This window comes from Streptomyces ruber (assembly GCF_014648075.1).
GTDB classification, from domain to species: domain Bacteria; phylum Actinomycetota; class Actinomycetes; order Streptomycetales; family Streptomycetaceae; genus Streptomyces; species Streptomyces ruber.
In genome coordinates, this window is the sequence record NZ_BMQK01000001.1 from 246466 (window position 1) to 260883 (window position 14418).

Consider the following 14418-nt stretch of genomic DNA (forward strand, 5'->3'; position numbering starts at 1 on the left):
TCACCGGTTCCCCGCCGCGCCCCCTCGGCTACGCTCGCCGTGTGACGGGACAGGAGCCCATGCCGCCGCCGGACCGCTACGCCATAGTGGCCGTGGCCTCCTCCGCCGGAGGGATCGGCGCGCTGGGCAGGTTCCTGGGCGGTCTGGGTGGCGACCTGCGGGTGCCGGTGCTGGTGGTGCAGCACCTCGATCCACGGCACCGGACGGTCATCGCCGAGGTCCTGTCGCGCCGTACCCGCCTGAAGGTCAAACTCGCGGAGACGGACGAGACCGCGCGCCCCGGCACCGTCTACATCGCGCCCCCCGACCGCCATCTGCTGGTCGGCCCCGGCGGCGTACTGACGCTCACCAGCACCGAACTCGTCCACTTCCTGCGGCCCTCCGCCGACCTGCTCTTCGAGTCGGTCGCCGGCGCCTACGGGCCGCAGGCCATCGTCTGCATCCTGACCGGCACCGGCAGGGACGGGGCCATGGGCGTGGACGCCGTGAGATCCCGGGGCGGCACCGTGATCGCACAGACCCCGGAGAGCGCCGAATTCTCCGGCATGCCGTCCGCGGCCGTGGGTACGGGAGCGGTGGACTACGTGCTGCCCCTCGACGAGATAGCCCCGGTGGTCCGCGGGCTGGTCGGGACGGAGGGGCGACGATGAGCGCGGAGAGGCGACGATGAGCGACGCATCCGACGCCGAGCCCGACGAGGAGCTGGAGGAGCTGCTCGGCTTCCTGCGGGACGCGCGCGGCTTCGACTTCACCGGGTACAAGCGCTCCTCGCTGGGACGGCGCATCCACAAGCGGATGGCCCAGCTCGGCACCGCCTCGTACGCCGACTACCGGGACCGGCTGGAGGCGAACTCCGCGGAGTTCCACATTCTGTTCAACACCATCCTGATCAACGTCACCTCGATGTTCCGCGACCCGGAGGCCTGGCTCTACCTGGAGCGCGAGGTGCTGCCCGAGCTGCTGTCCCAGTCCGGCCCGGACGACGAGATCCGGGTCTGGAGCGCCGGCTGCGCCAGCGGCGAGGAGACGTACTCTCTCGCCGTCATGTTCGCCGAGGCGCTGGGCATCGAGGAGACGCTCGACCGCGTCAAGATCTACGGCACGGACGTGGACGAGGAGGCGCTGCGCACCGCCCGTTCGGGCCTGTATCCGGCGAAGGTCCTCGAACCGCTCACGCCGGAACTGCGGGAGCGGTACTTCGAGCCGAACGGGGCCCGGTACGGCTTCCGCCCCGACCTGAGGCGGCGGGTCATCTTCGGCCGCCACGACGTCACCCAGGACGCCCCCATCTCGCGCCTGGACCTGCTGGTGTGCCGGAACACACTGATGTACTTCAACGCCGAGGCGCAGGACCAGATCGTCGACCGCTTCCACTACGCGCTCAAGGAGAAGGGTTTCCTGTTCCTCGGCAAGGCCGAGATGCTCCTCAACGACGCCGACCGGTTCGACGTCGTCTCCATGCGCCAGCGCATCTTCCGCCGGCAACCGGGCGGGTCCGGCCCGCCGTACCAGCCCACCGTGCCGAGGGCCCGGGGCGGCTTCGGCCCCGAGATCAGAACGGCGGCCCGGTACCGGCAACTGTACGACCTCATCCTCGACTCCACCCCGGCACCCGCCGTGGCCGTGGACGAGGGCGGTCTGGTCGTGCTCATCAACAACAGCGCCCGCAGGCAGTTTTTCCTCAGCTCCAAGGACCTCGGGCGTCCCTTCCAGGACCTGGAGATCTCCTACCGGCCGGTGGAACTGCGGTCGCTCATCGAGCAGGCCGCCCACGAACGCAGGACCCTGCGGGTCAACGCCGCGGAACGGCGCACGGGGGAGGACGCGCAGTTCTTCGACGTCACCGTCCAGCCGCTGATGGGGCCGGGCGGGCTCCCGGTCGCCACGAACATCACCTTCACCGACGTCACCGTGGCCACACAGCTGCGCGCGGAGATCAAACGCGTACGGGAGGACCTGGAGACGGCGTACGAGGAGCTCCAGTCGACCAACGAGGAACTGGAGACGACCAACGAGGAACTCCAGTCCAGCATCGAGGAGCTGGAGACGACCAACGAGGAACTCCAGTCGACCAACGAGGAACTGGAGACGACGAACGAGGAACTCCGCTCGGGCAACGAGGAGCTGGAGACCATGAACGAGGAGCTGCGCATCCGCACCGACGAGGTGGACGAGGCGCGCGCCTTCCTCGAGGCCGTGGTGGTCAGCATCGCGGCCGGCGTGGTGGTCCTGGACGTGGAGACGCGGGTGCGGTGCTGGAACCGGGGAGCGGCCGACCTCTGGGGGCTGCGCTCCGACGAGACCGTCGGCAAGGACTTCTTCCGGCTCGACTTCGGCCTGCCCGTGGACGAGCTGCGCGCCATGGTCCAGGAGTGCCTCGACACCGCGGAGCGCTGCGGTCCCGTGCACATCCCGTCCGTCAACCGCATCGGCCGCACCATCACGTGCGCGGTGGTGTGCACCCCCTTCGACGGCCACAACGGCGGCGTCGTCCTGCTGATGGAAGAAGCAACGGAGGAGGCGGCGGAAGAAGCAACGGAGGAGGCAGCGGAGGGGGCGGCGGAAGAGGCAGCGGAGGGGGCGACGGCGGAGACAGCGGAGAGGACAGCGGGTGGGCCGGGGGAATAAGAGCGCGCAACGGACGGCGCGCGCCCACCGGCCGGGCGTACGCTACTCGCATGAGCCAGGGGGAGAACCCCACCAGCGTCGCGGCCGTCGCCTGGCGGCGGGCCGCCGGGGCCCGGGAGCGCGCACGCCGGGCCGACGAGGCCGCCGACACCCAGGAGTCCCTCGCCGCCCGCAGCGGACGCGACGTACACCTGAGGATCGCCGCCACCCAGCGCCGTATCGCCGCCGTCCACCTCTCCTCGGCCGAGCTCCAGGAGGCGTACGCCCGCCGCATGGCGGCCTGGTCCCGGCGGCAGGACCCGCGCCCCCTGTTCATGACCGGGGTCGCGGAGGCGTGCGGCGCGCACAGCGCGGCCCTCACCCTGGTCGGACGGAACCGCGCCCAGCTGGCGGTCGCCGCCTCCGACGACGCCTCCCGCGCGGCCCAGGAGTTCGAGTTCATCCTGGAGGAGGGACCCGTACGGGACGCCACCGAGTGCGGCGACGCGGTCTTCGCCACCGGCCCGAGGGCGATAGAACGGCGGTGGCCGGGTTACGGCCCGGAACTCACCGGCCTGGGCCTCACCGGTGTCATCGCCGTCCCCCTCGAGGTGACCGGCCTGTGCATCGGCGCGCTCACGCTGTACGACCCCGAGCCGGGTGCGAAGGGCTACCGCACCTGCGGCGACATCGCGGAGGCCCTGACCCAGACGGTCCTGCTCGGCCCCGACCCCGACCCCGAGCTGTACGGCGGTACGGACCACCGCGACAGCGTGCACCAGGCGGCGGGCGCCCACTCCGTACGCTCGGGCCTCCCCGTGGACGACGCCCTGGCCCTCATCAAGGGCAGAGCCTTCACCCTGGGGCTGTCCACGGAGGCGGTGGCCCTACGGGTGCTGGCCGACTCCGGCGAACTGCCGTGAACGGCCGGTGAGACGCCTCCGGGCCCTCCCTTCCCCTCCTGCTCCCTCCCCTCGTACGGCGTCCGTCCCTCCCTTCTCCTACCTCCGTTCCTCCTCCTGTCCCCCTCCTCCCCGACCGACCGATGAGTTGAAAGGACCGGCAATGGCGTTACCGGAGCAGCTGCTCGCGGATGTGTGCGTGGAACTGGCGGGCAGCGGCCTCCACCCCCCGGGTGGCGGCCCCGGCCTGCCGGAGGTGCTCGCACGGCGTACGGTCGAGCTGCTCGGCGACTGCACCGCGGCAGCCGTGAGCGTGTGGGCCGAGGGCGGCGACGGCACCGTCGTCGCGGCCTCCGACCCGGCCGTACGCGACCTGACGAAGGAAGCGGCCGACTGGAAGGAAGGTCCCGGCCACGACTGCGGGGCCAACGGGGTGCCGGTCGAGGACGCCGCGTTCGGCGACCCGGCGGTGCTCGCCCACTGGCCACGCTACGCACCACGCGCCCGGGAACTGGGCCACGTCCGCGTCGCCGCACGCCCCCTGCGCGCGGACTCCCGGACCCTGGGCGCCCTGACCCTGTTCAGCCGGACCCGGCTCGACTGCGACACCCTGGCGCTCGGCCAGTCCCTGGCCGACATCGCGGCGATCAGCCTTGACCGGGAGCGGAAGATAGGTGAAGGACGAGTGCTGGTCGGCCAGTTGGAACACGCCCTCAACAGCCGCGTGCTGATCGAGCAGGCGAAGGGCATGCTCGCGGCCCGCCTCGCGGTCGAGCCCCAGGAAGCCTTCGCCCTGCTGCGCCGCCACGCACGCTCGCACAACCGGGTGCTGAGGGACGTGGCACGCGAGGTGATAGACGGCCGCCTCACGCTGCTGGGCGGGCCGGACACCTGACGCGGGGCGCGGCCTCGACCCTCCGCTCACGCCCGGCACGCCTGCCGCACCGCCGTCCCGACCCCTGGTTGACGGCGGTGAGGATGCCCTACGATCCCTTCACGGGCATATGTCCGCCGGGCATTCCAGACCGGTGTCCGTACCCGACACGCCCACGCCCCCAGTCCCCGGGCCAGGACGCCGCCCCTTCCACGGGGTGTCGACCGGAGCCGCGTCCGCCCGGCAACGGACGCGACGGCTCCGGACTTCGTCCTCCCGGCCGTTCGAGCCGGGGTGCGCTCCCGCTGCGCCCCGGGGCCCGGTGAGGACGTTCGGCGCGTGGACCAAGCGGACGGGAGCCGTGATGTCCTCGCGCAGGCGGCCGTCGCCGAGGGCGCCGACCCATGTCGGCGGCGGCCGCCCCGAACGGCGCGGCACCGGCAGATCTTCACCAAGGCTTGGCCAAAAGAACGCGGACCGTACAACCATCGGGCGCTCCCGTGCGTCAAACCCCACGCACTCAGCGAATCCCTCCGAATGCGAACATGTCATTCCAAGGCGGCAGCGCAGCCGCGCACCCGCGTGGCCACGCAGGGGATCCCGTTACGGCCCGACGCGGCCGGAAACCGGCTCCCCGGACGGCGCGGCCGCCCGGGTGGCAGTGAGTGCACGCCACCGACGCCGAGCGAGTCCCTAGGAAAGCGATGCCCCAGCCCCGAGTCAGCGTGATCGTCCCCGCCTACAACGCCATGCCCGAGCTGACCGACTGCATCACGTCGGCGATGGAGCAGACCATCGGCCTGGACCAGCTCGAGATCATCGCGGTGAACGACGGGTCGACCGACGGCACCGGCAAGGAGCTCGACCGGCTCGCCGCGCTGTGCCCCTCGCTGCGCGTCATCCACCAGGAGAACTCGGGTACCGCGGCCGTCCCGCGCAACGTCGCCCTGGACGTCGCCCGCGGCGACTTCGTCTTCTTCCTCGACTCCGACGACTACCTGGGCCCCGACGCGCTGCGCCGCATGGTGGCCATGGCCGACGAGAACGACACCGACATCGTGCTGGGCAAGATGGTCTCGGTGGGCGGCCGGGCCGTACCCACCGCCGTCTTCAAGAGCACCCAGCCGCGTACGGACATCTTCTCCTCGGCCGCCTACCGGACCCTCGGCTGCTGGAAGCTCTTCCGCCGCTCCCTCATCGAACGGCTGAACCTGCGCTTCCCGCCGTTCCGCAACACCGAGGACAAGCCCTTCACCGCCGCCGCGTACCTCAACGCGAACGGGATATCCGTCGTCGCGGACTACGACTGCTACTACCACCGCGACCGCGAGAACGGGAACAACCTCACCCTCACCGCGCAGAACCTGAGCCACCGGATGCAGGGCACCCGGATGTGCTTCGAGACGGTGGCCCGCTACCTGGAGCCCGGCCCGCGGCGCGACCAGATCATGCGCCGGCACGTCGAGTGGGAACTGTGCGGCCCGCTGTGGTGGCTGCTGCTCCGGGAGAGCGACGAGGACATCCGCGAGCGGATCTACCCGGAAGTCCGCGACTGGGTGGAGAACTACGTCACCGACCCGATCATCGAGAAGCTCGAACCGCGTGACCGGCTGCTGCTGCACCTGCTGCGGGCCGACCGCTTCGAGGACGTCCTGTCGGTCATCCGCAACGCCAAGGAGGACGCCGGGCGCGGTCACGTCATCGACGGGGGCCGGGTCTACTGGGACCACCCGCTCTTCCGCGCCCCGGAGGCGGGCGTGCCGGACAGCGCGTTCGACGTCACCGACCGGCTGCCGGTGCGCCACCGCATCGACTCGGCGGCCTGGCAGGAGGACGAGGGCGGAAACGGGAACGGCGACGGGGCCGGCAACGGGGTGCTGCGCCTCACCGGCCACGCCTACATCGAGAACGTGCCCACCCTGGACGCGGCCACCGAACTGGTGCTGCGCTGCTACGACGCGGACCACCCGGAGGTCCGCGTCCCCGCGCGCGTGCACGCCGTCGCCGGACTCCCGGACGACGAGCGCTACGCGGACGCGGGCTTCGTCGCGGACATCGCCCTGCCCACGGCGGCGGCCGGCGCCCCGCTGGGCCGCGGCCGGTGGAACCTCTTCCTCGACGTACGGGCGCAGGGAGTCAGCCGTACGGTCCGCATGAAGAGCCCCGAGCCGGCCGAGCGGACACCGCGGCGGAAGACGGTGACGATGGGCGAGGGCAAGCCCACGACGATCACTCCGTACGTGACGAAATGGGGCAACCTCTCCCTCAGCGTCGGCGGCCAGGAGGTGCCGCGCGACGACACGCCCTGCCGGGTCACCGGAACGTCGTGGCACGGCTCGCGCAAGGGCACGCTGGTGGTGACCGGCGTGCGGACCGGCGCGGGGGCCCAGGACGCCGGAGCGCTGACCGTGCGCGTGGAGAACAGCAAGGGGGACCGCCGCGAGGCCCCGGCGTCACTCACCTCGCTCGACCGGACCGACGGCAGCTTCACGGCGGAGCTCCCCCTCAAGGGCCTCCCCCCGGGCCGCTGGACGGTGACCCTGACCCAGCCCGGCCACGCCTCCGTGGCCGCCGTCCCCTACCTCCGCGCCCTGGGCCACGCCCGCTGGTTCCACCTGGCCCGCCCCTACACCGCCCGCCCGGTGAAGAAGGCCTCGGAGACGACGCTGGTGGTGGAGATCCGCGCGGTGGACGTGAAGGCGACGGTGCGCCGGAAGCTGCGGGGGGCCGTGCGGAGGGCGCGGGGGTAGCCAGGCCGACGGGACGCGTGATCGAGGAGGCTCTCGGCGGCCGCGCGGGTATGGCGGCCGCAGCCGGGGCCGTTGCGCTGCAGCCCGTTCCGCCGCCTGCTCCGAAGAAGTCGCAGAACGGGCTTGCTCGACCGGGTGACGATGGCTGACCAGCCGTTTCCTGTACGGCGACCCGATCGTCTTCAGATCACAGTTGTCCACCACGTGATAGGAGTTCCATATGGACGCGCTCGCCGGCCTTCTGAGCAGCCTCGGGGACATCCTGGGCGGCATCCTCGCCGGACTGGGCCTCGGCTGACGCCGATCGACACCGTCCCCGGCGCCCGGTCACCCGGGCGCCGGGGACGTGTGCGCACCCGGCCTGCACGGCACGGGTTTTCACTCCGGTAATCCCGGCAAGCAGTCCGGTACTCGCTTGCGGTTCCGGCTTTTTCCTCGCGGCTCTGGCCAGGTCAGAACGAGTGAAACGATTTCCCACATCGGTGATGGAGACGGAGTCGGTTGGCTTCCGCAGGGGCCTTGCCTGCTATCCTCCTGGCCAGCCTGCTGCCACCAGGTGCGGCAAGGACACCTGCGCGGGAGACGATCCGTGAAAGAAATCTCTGTGCTCGCCTCTCACGCTTGTGGGAGCAATGTGAACTGTCCGTCGGTTCTGCTGCTTCCCGGTGGAGATCTCGCGTTCATCGGAAAAGAGGCTCCCGCCGAGCTGAAGAGCCAACTTCCCGCAGGTATCGGTGTCGGTGAGGGCGAGTGTCTGGTGATCGTCCCCAGAAGCCTCATGTCCGAAGCGGGATGCGTAATTCCGGATGCCTGACGGCAGCGCTCCCGGTGCCATGTCCCGAAGCTCCTGATCAGTCTTGCGACTGTTCGTTGCAGCGCCGCTGGTAGGCGTTCTCGGCCAGCTCGTAGAACTTCTGCATCTTGCCTCCGTGCGGCGTGGCCGCGGATCGACCGGCCCGGCTCGCTTCCCAGAACGTCCGCATCGGGACGCTCTCGAACAGGTAGTGCATCAGCGCCTCGGCTTCGTCGCAGTTGAACACGCCCAGCGTGTACGCCATGCACTGGAAAGAGATTATCTGGTTGGCGTACATGAACTGCTTACGAGTGTCGACGGAGATGTCCGCGCTGTACGGCGGCCACACGTCAGCGAGTGACGGGTCACTGATGGCCATGCTGGTCAACGCGTGATGCTGTGACCTGACGGCAGACTCTGCGATCTTCAGGGCGCACTCGTTGTTGATGCGGGCGTCCTCTCGGAGGGCCACGAGCTCGGCTTGCCGTTGGGCCAGTATCTCGTCCTGCTGCGAAGCCAGCATTTCGCGCTGTCTACGCATCTCTTCGCGCTGGTGGTGGAACGTGCGTGCCAGGTAGATAAGGGCAACGACCGAGGTGGCGCCGGATGCGGCCCCGAGGGCCTGGCCCGCGTTTCCGCTTTCCGCGGAACGAAGCGCTGGAATCTGGACGAGGGCGAGCGTCAGGGCAATCGACGCAGCGCAGCAAATGACGATGATCGTGGCCGTGGCCCCCAGTGCTTTGACCGTCCCGCTATCCGTCATTCAAGCCCCTCCGGCTCTCCGATAACAATGGTCACCCCGGCGGAGACCATTCGAGGGGCCTCGCCGTCTGGGATATCGTCACGCATGAAATGTCTTACACATGTGCGAGTGCCTGCAGAGAGGGCGCACGGAAGCACTGCTCATCGCGACGCCTCACAGGGTTCCGTCGGAAACACCGTGTACATGCGCATCCGTGTGAGCGGACGCTCGGTAATGGGAATCGCCGGAATCGCGGTACTGAATCACCCGTGGTGTCGCCGGGGGAGAAGCACGCTCCCGCCTTCCGCGTGAGCCGAGCAAGCCGAGCGGGTGGAGTGATCCCGAACAACGCAGTCCGAACAACGCAGCCCGAATACCGCGGCCCGGAGCCCGCGGGCGGTGCGCGGGCAGCGGTTTCCCCGCCGGACCGCCATGACGGGCGCGGGTACCCGTTCCGTCGGCCGAGGTGGGATGCGCCAGGGGCGGGCCTCGCTTAAGCCGGCCTTAAACGCTCATTAAGCGATCAGCCGCAGACCTTATGGCATCGCCACGGCGTCAAGTAACAGCAGGTCAGGCGCAGTTGAGGCGCAAATCGGTCAGTTGGCTGCTCTGCTACCCGTCCGTAGCATCGGGCTCCCCACAGCCCCTCCCCACGGACAGACAAGGTGGATCCAGTCATGGCCGCTCATCGCGCACGCCGATGGCCGCTCGGCGGGCTTGTCCTCATGGTCTCGGTCGCGGTCGCCGCCGCCTTCGCACTCATCACGACGGGACCGTCCGCCGACCGGGCCGATGCCGCCACCACGGCGCTGACCTGGTCCGACGAGTTCAACGGCGCGGCCGGCAGCGCCCCGGACCCCAGCAAGTGGACGCTGGAGACCGGTGGCTCCGGCAACGGCAACCACGAGCTGCAGTACTACCGCAACAGCAGGGACAACGCCGCCCTCGACGGCAACGGCAACCTCGTCATCACCGCCCGCAAGAACACCGACCCCGGGCTCCAGTGCTGGTACGGCACGTGCCAGTACACCTCCGCCCGCCTCAACACCGCCAACACCTTCACCCAGGCCTACGGTCACTTCGAGGCACGCATCAAGGTGCCCCGCGGTCAGGGCATGTGGCCCGCGTTCTGGATGCTCGGCAACGACATGGGCACGGTCGGCTGGCCCAACAGTGGTGAGATCGACATCATGGAGAACGTCGGCTACGAACCCGGCACCGTCCACGGCACCATCCACGGCCCCGGCTACTCCGGCGGAGGCGGCATCGGCGCCGCCCACAAGCTCCCGAACGGCGCCTCCTTCGCCGACGACTTCCACGTCTTCGCGGTCGACTGGAGCCCGCAGTCGATCACCTGGTCCGTCGACGGCACCGCGTACCAGACCCGCACGCCGGCCGACGTCGGCGGCAACAAGTGGGTCTACGACCACCCGTTCTTCCTCATCCTCAACCTCGCCGTCGGCGGCGACTGGCCCGGCAGCCCGAACGCCGACACCACGTTCCCGCAGACGATGACCATCGACTACGTACGCGTCTCGACCTCCGGCGACGGCGGCTCCGGCAACGGCGGCGCCACCCGCACCGGCCCCATCAAGGGCATAGGCGGCATGTGCGTCGACGTCGCCGGCGCCTCGGCCGCGGACGAGACCCCGATCCAGCTGCACAACTGCACCGGCGTCGACGCCCAGAAGTGGACCCTGGGCAGCGACGGCACCGTACGCGCCCTCGGCAAGTGCCTCGACGTACGCGCCGCCTCCACCGCGGACGGAGCCCCCGTACAGCTCTACACCTGCAACGGCACCAAGGCCCAGCAGTGGACCTACACCTCCGCCCGCGACCTGACCAACATCGGCGCGGACAAGTGCCTGGACGCCACCGGCAACTCCTCGGCCGACGGCACCCGCCTCCAGATCTGGACGTGCACCGGCGCGGCCAACCAGAAGTGGACTGTGGGCTGACCTCACTGTTCGTTGCGCTTGCGCTCCCCCGGGCTCGACATCGAGCCCGGGGGAGCGCGCGTCCAGGACCGCGCGCTCTCGTGAAATCGACCACGGTTGTGCTCCGCAGTCTCATGGGCCGCTGCACCGCGGGCCGCATCTCACAGTCAGCTGCGGATGGCAGCCGCGGCCGACTCGGGAGATCGCGTACGTGCGCGCCCTGCCGGGCTGAAGCTGTTCTGGGCTGAAGCTGTTCTGGGCGAAGCTGCTTCGGGGCGATGCGCGGCCAGGAGCGAAGCGACGGGTGCCAGAACCAAGCTGATGACGCGCACGGGCCACAGCAGCTCGCGCCGCACTGATGTATCAGCACATGACCAGTGACCGTGACCGCGCCATCGAGAGTCAGCTCGGGGCCATGACCCGAAGCGGTGAAGGAGCGGCCTCGGGCCCCGACGAAGGGAGCCCCGAGCGGTCCTAGCGGCACGTGTGTGGCACGGCGCCTCAAACGGTGAAGGGCCAACCCGGGAGGAAAACCCTCCTGAGCTGGCCCTTCTGCGTGTGCCCCCGGCAGGATTCGAACCTGCGACACCCGCTTTAGGAGTTCGATCAAGGAGACGATCAGGCTTTATGGCCTGCTGTCACTGCTATTGAACTGGCCTGCTGGCATGCGTGGTTGTCCGCCTTCGTTGATGTCAAGAGTGGATGTCAGCGACCAGTCACGGTTGGGGTGCGTCAGCTCACCGGACGGCGTTTGGGCCTCCGTGCTCTTCTCGGAAGACGCACTAACATCTGACTCCTGCACCGGAGTTAGAAATCACCCCCCTGGTGAGCTTCTCACTCACCCAGCGCAGGGGGATTTTTTGCATCTTTTTCTGACAGTGGCAACCGGTTGCGAAGTCGAGTCATTGCGGAACGACCCAATTCGGTGAAAGTCTTGTACTCCTTCTTCCTGTATTTCTCCTCATCGTTCAAGCGTGCTTGCCGCCTCTCGTCATCACTCAGAGAGCATTCGCCCATCACCTCTAGGGCCAAAGCGGGTACCGCATCGAGCGCCTCATCTAGTAAATGTTCGATAGGGACAGCTTGTTTGTTTTTGTCGACGTTAATGGCAGTCGCCCACGCTGCGGGTTCATAGCGTGCCAGCATGGAGAGGGCGTATAGAGCTGCCCACCACGCGAGAAGTGGGTGCAGAGGGAGAGAATTTCCGGTAAGAGCCGGAAAGGCGATTGAGCGTCCGCGATACCGAGTTCCATACAGCGAGGCAAACCCACCTGTGCCGTACCTCCGAAGAGGGTTCAAGTAGATCTGGCCATCCAGGCCGTTCCTTGGAGACTTCAGGTAATCGATCTCCTGCAAGCCTTCCAGGGGCCACACGCTTGGATAATGATTGAGGAATCCCTCGAGCGTGGGCAGATTTTGTGGAACCCCACTCAATACAAGTACGTGTGGCGGGCCCCAGTCCCCCCAGTCCTCACGTGTGAGGTCGCCACCTTCCGAAAGCTCTAGGGCTGGGTAACGTTCACCATCGGAGAGGGCGTGCCCTGCCATTTCTGGAAGAGAGTCCCATATTTCAGCGAGGCGCACGGGTGCGGGGAGTGAGGGAGAGTCTAGAAATCGGGCCAGCTGAGTAAAAGCCCCCTTTCCCTGATCGCGAACCGTCAAGGTTCCGATATTTCCGCGCGCGGCGGCTTGGGATATTCCCGGAATCCTGATGCCGTGGCCGGAAAGTTGCCAATCTTCAGGAGATTTACACCGGTCGGGATGCGCCGCCGCCGCGATGGCCCTACCTATCTGAGAAATGCCGTAAAAAGCCAGCACGGGGCGGGTTTCGTATCCGACACCCTCTGCTGCCTTGAAGTACTGCTCCGACTGCTCTAGTGAGGCAGAAAATACTTCCTTCTTACTTCTTTTTTGTCGGACAGGGTCAGGTGGGGAGGACCGCAAGGAGCGCAGCGATCTCCATGTCTGCTGAGTGTCCGTCATGTGCCCTCCAGGGTTTCTATGCTTGCCCCATGGTTGCCGGTCTCCATTGCCTTGTCGACAGGTTTCCGTCCCTAGCGAATAGAATTTCTAGATCTTGCTCGGGATGGCGTTTCCGTTAAGACAACCGCAACCCCCGCTGCTCCCATCCCGTCCGCCGTCGACCCACACGCAGTGGAGCGGGCGTGGCCCCTGGTGTCCAGGTGAAGCGCGCCACTGTACGAACGACCTGGACACCAGGGGCCACGTCTGCTCGGCTTTGCCTGGGTCGACGGTGGACGGGATGGGAGCTCCCCGCGCACGCCACTATGTGCCCGCACTCGGCGACGGCGCCCCCTCCATCCCGGTGCCGGCCGATCCCCCGCCGGAGGCACCGTCTTTGACGGCGGCCGCGATCGTGCGGTGCTCGCCTCATGGCCTCAGGCCCTATCCACTCGTGGGCGCGCGTCGGCGCAGCGCGGGCGGAGCGGGCCGAAGGCAGGAGCGGCGCCCGCGGCGGAGCCGGGAGCGCGCCCGGCGGAGCGGAGCGCAGCCGGGCCTTGAACCAGCAGAGAAGGTTGTAATTCAGTGCTGTCTGAGCGGTTGTTGCTGTCAGGGCTTGCTCGGGTTCAGATCTCGGCCTCGTGCGGCTGCCCTTAGCAGGGCATGCGCGACCTGCTCCGCATCATCGGGCGTCAGGTAGATGTCCTGGGCCCATAGCAGAGACAGCCGCACTGTGCCGTTCAGGAGGTTGGTGGCAACGTCCACCTCTACACCGTTGTTCATCGCGTCGGCGACGGACAGGTCCTCGTCGCTGCTGTAGGCGCTCATGCTCGCCAGCATGCCGAACCGGGGTCCCTAGGACTCGACGTCGCGCCTGACTGGCTGGTGTTGGTGAAGAGCTCTGCGGTGACGGTGTGACCGCCGTAGTAACTGTCGTGGAAGACGACCCGGTGGGCGAGTGCGTTGACCAGGCACAGGCCGCGGCCGTGTTCGGCGTCCTGGTCGTGGTCCTGGTGCTCGGCCTTGGGGGCCGTGTCGGTGCCTCCGGCGTCTGTGACCGATAGGGCGATCGCCTGCGGGGAGACCTCCAGTGCCAGATGGAAGCTGCCCGCATCCTGGCCGCTGGCGGTGTGCAAAATCGCGTTCGCGGTCAGCTCGCTCACGATCAGTTCGGCCTCCTCGACCAGCGGGGAGTCCCGCAGGATGTCGCGTGTCCAGCGGCGGGCCCGGCTCACCTCTTCCGGAAAACCTGGGCAAGTGAGGCCCCAGACTCGTGCGGTGCTCGTATACTCGTGCATACAAGTTCCTTCGTGCTGGTAGGCCGCCATGTGCAGCGGGTACGGGCTAGACGAGTTTGACGCCGTCGTGGGCGCGGATCGCTGGTGGGGACATCGCGTCGAGTGCGTCCAAGACGCGGATGGCGTACGCCTCGTCGGCGAGTTCGATGACCTCTTCGCGGGTGGCCCAGCGCAGTGCGCGGGTCTCGTCCCCGGTGGTCGGAGTGCCGTCGACAGCCTGGCAGCGGAAGACGAGCGAGACGATTAGGCCCGTCATGTTCTTGTAGACGCCGGTGAGGGTCGCCGGAAGCTCGATTTTGATGCCGGTCTCTTCGAGGACTTCGCGCTGGAGGGCCTCGGTGACGGTCTCCTCGCGTTCGAGGACGCCGCCCGGGGGTTCCCAGTGGCCGTTATCGCGGCGCTTGATCAAAAGGGCCCGGCCCTGGTCGTCGACGATGACTCCGGCGACGCTCACGGAGTGCGGACGGTCAGCAGTCACGGTCCTCGGCCCTCTCGGCTGGCTAGGCTCTCCACCGTAGCAACAGCACTCGCCCACTCGTCTAGATACCTAAAG

Annotated in this window: 11 protein-coding genes; 6 read left to right on the top strand and 5 right to left on the bottom strand. The window is 68.3% G+C overall.

Features of this window, described 5'->3' with window-relative positions; all coding sequences use genetic code 11:
- Positions 1–59: 59 nt before the first annotated feature.
- The 5 genes from IEZ04_RS01185 to IEZ04_RS01205 all read left to right on the top strand — a co-directional run bounded on the left by IEZ04_RS01185 (position 60) and on the right by IEZ04_RS01205 (position 7133).
- A complete protein-coding gene (locus tag IEZ04_RS01185) occupies positions 60–650 on the top strand; it encodes a chemotaxis protein CheB (RefSeq protein WP_189215342.1) in 591 nt (196 codons plus the stop codon).
- 16 nt (positions 651–666) lie between these two features.
- Entirely contained in the window at positions 667–2628 is a 1962-nt protein-coding gene (locus tag IEZ04_RS01190) for a CheR family methyltransferase (protein WP_189214707.1), read from the top strand.
- Positions 2629–2678: 50 nt separating this feature from the next.
- Positions 2679–3530: a GAF domain-containing protein gene (locus IEZ04_RS01195; protein WP_189214708.1), complete on the top strand. Its 852-nt coding sequence runs from the start codon at positions 2679–2681 to the stop codon at positions 3528–3530.
- Positions 3531–3672: 142 nt separating this feature from the next.
- Positions 3673–4404, top strand: a complete 732-nt coding sequence (locus IEZ04_RS01200; RefSeq protein WP_189214709.1) for a GAF and ANTAR domain-containing protein — start codon at positions 3673–3675, stop codon at positions 4402–4404.
- 683 nt (positions 4405–5087) lie between these two features.
- On the top strand, positions 5088–7133 hold the full coding sequence (locus tag IEZ04_RS01205; RefSeq protein WP_229820776.1) for a glycosyltransferase family 2 protein: 2046 nt from the start codon (positions 5088–5090) through the stop codon (positions 7131–7133).
- An 851-nt stretch (positions 7134–7984) separates the two neighbouring features.
- On the opposite strand, the gene IEZ04_RS01210 is transcribed toward IEZ04_RS01205, so the two are convergent.
- Positions 7985–8689 carry a DUF6082 family protein gene (locus IEZ04_RS01210; protein WP_189214710.1) on the bottom strand — a complete coding sequence of 235 codons (705 nt, stop codon included), beginning with the start codon at positions 8687–8689 and terminating at the stop codon, positions 7985–7987.
- 656 nt (positions 8690–9345) lie between these two features.
- Here IEZ04_RS01210 and IEZ04_RS01215 point away from each other — a divergent pair.
- Positions 9346–10626: a glycoside hydrolase family 16 protein gene (locus IEZ04_RS01215; protein ID WP_189214711.1), complete on the top strand. Its 1281-nt coding sequence runs from the start codon at positions 9346–9348 to the stop codon at positions 10624–10626.
- An 813-nt stretch (positions 10627–11439) separates the two neighbouring features.
- On the opposite strand, the gene IEZ04_RS34545 is transcribed toward IEZ04_RS01215, so the two are convergent.
- From IEZ04_RS34545 to IEZ04_RS01235, 4 genes are all read right to left on the bottom strand, one after another.
- Entirely contained in the window at positions 11440–12588 is a 1149-nt protein-coding gene (locus tag IEZ04_RS34545; protein ID WP_229820777.1) for a YaaC family protein, read from the bottom strand.
- 588 nt (positions 12589–13176) lie between these two features.
- Positions 13177–13395, bottom strand: coding sequence for a hypothetical protein (locus IEZ04_RS01225; protein WP_229820778.1), 219 nt, complete (start codon positions 13393–13395; stop codon positions 13177–13179).
- Positions 13392–13865: an ATP-binding protein gene (locus tag IEZ04_RS01230; protein WP_189215345.1), complete on the bottom strand. Its 474-nt coding sequence runs from the start codon at positions 13863–13865 to the stop codon at positions 13392–13394. The genes IEZ04_RS01225 and IEZ04_RS01230 overlap by 4 nt, the downstream gene beginning before the upstream one ends.
- 46 nt (positions 13866–13911) lie before the next feature.
- The gene (locus IEZ04_RS01235; RefSeq protein ID WP_189214713.1) at positions 13912–14319 is read right to left on the bottom strand and encodes an NUDIX hydrolase; all 408 of its coding nucleotides are present in this window, start codon (positions 14317–14319) and stop codon (positions 13912–13914) included.
- Positions 14320–14418 lie beyond the last annotated feature (99 nt).

Excerpts from the sequence above, each read along its gene's own strand:
- IEZ04_RS34545 (WP_229820777.1), bottom strand. The coding sequence starts at position 12,588 with ATGACGGACACTCAGCAGACATGGAGATCGCTGCGCTCCTTGCGGTCC.
- IEZ04_RS01230 (WP_189215345.1), bottom strand. The coding sequence starts at position 13,865 with ATGCACGAGTATACGAGCACCGCACGAGTCTGGGGCCTCACTTGCCCA.
- IEZ04_RS01210 (WP_189214710.1), bottom strand. The coding sequence starts at position 8,689 with ATGACGGATAGCGGGACGGTCAAAGCACTGGGGGCCACGGCCACGATC.
- IEZ04_RS01190 (WP_189214707.1), top strand. The coding sequence starts at position 667 with ATGAGCGACGCATCCGACGCCGAGCCCGACGAGGAGCTGGAGGAGCTG.
- IEZ04_RS01195 (WP_189214708.1), top strand. The coding sequence starts at position 2,679 with ATGAGCCAGGGGGAGAACCCCACCAGCGTCGCGGCCGTCGCCTGGCGG.
- IEZ04_RS01185 (WP_189215342.1), top strand. The coding sequence starts at position 60 with ATGCCGCCGCCGGACCGCTACGCCATAGTGGCCGTGGCCTCCTCCGCC.
- IEZ04_RS01225 (WP_229820778.1), bottom strand. The coding sequence starts at position 13,395 with ATGAGCGCCTACAGCAGCGACGAGGACCTGTCCGTCGCCGACGCGATG.
- IEZ04_RS01205 (WP_229820776.1), top strand. The coding sequence starts at position 5,088 with ATGCCCCAGCCCCGAGTCAGCGTGATCGTCCCCGCCTACAACGCCATG.
- IEZ04_RS01215 (WP_189214711.1), top strand. The coding sequence starts at position 9,346 with ATGGCCGCTCATCGCGCACGCCGATGGCCGCTCGGCGGGCTTGTCCTC.
- IEZ04_RS01200 (WP_189214709.1), top strand. The coding sequence starts at position 3,673 with ATGGCGTTACCGGAGCAGCTGCTCGCGGATGTGTGCGTGGAACTGGCG.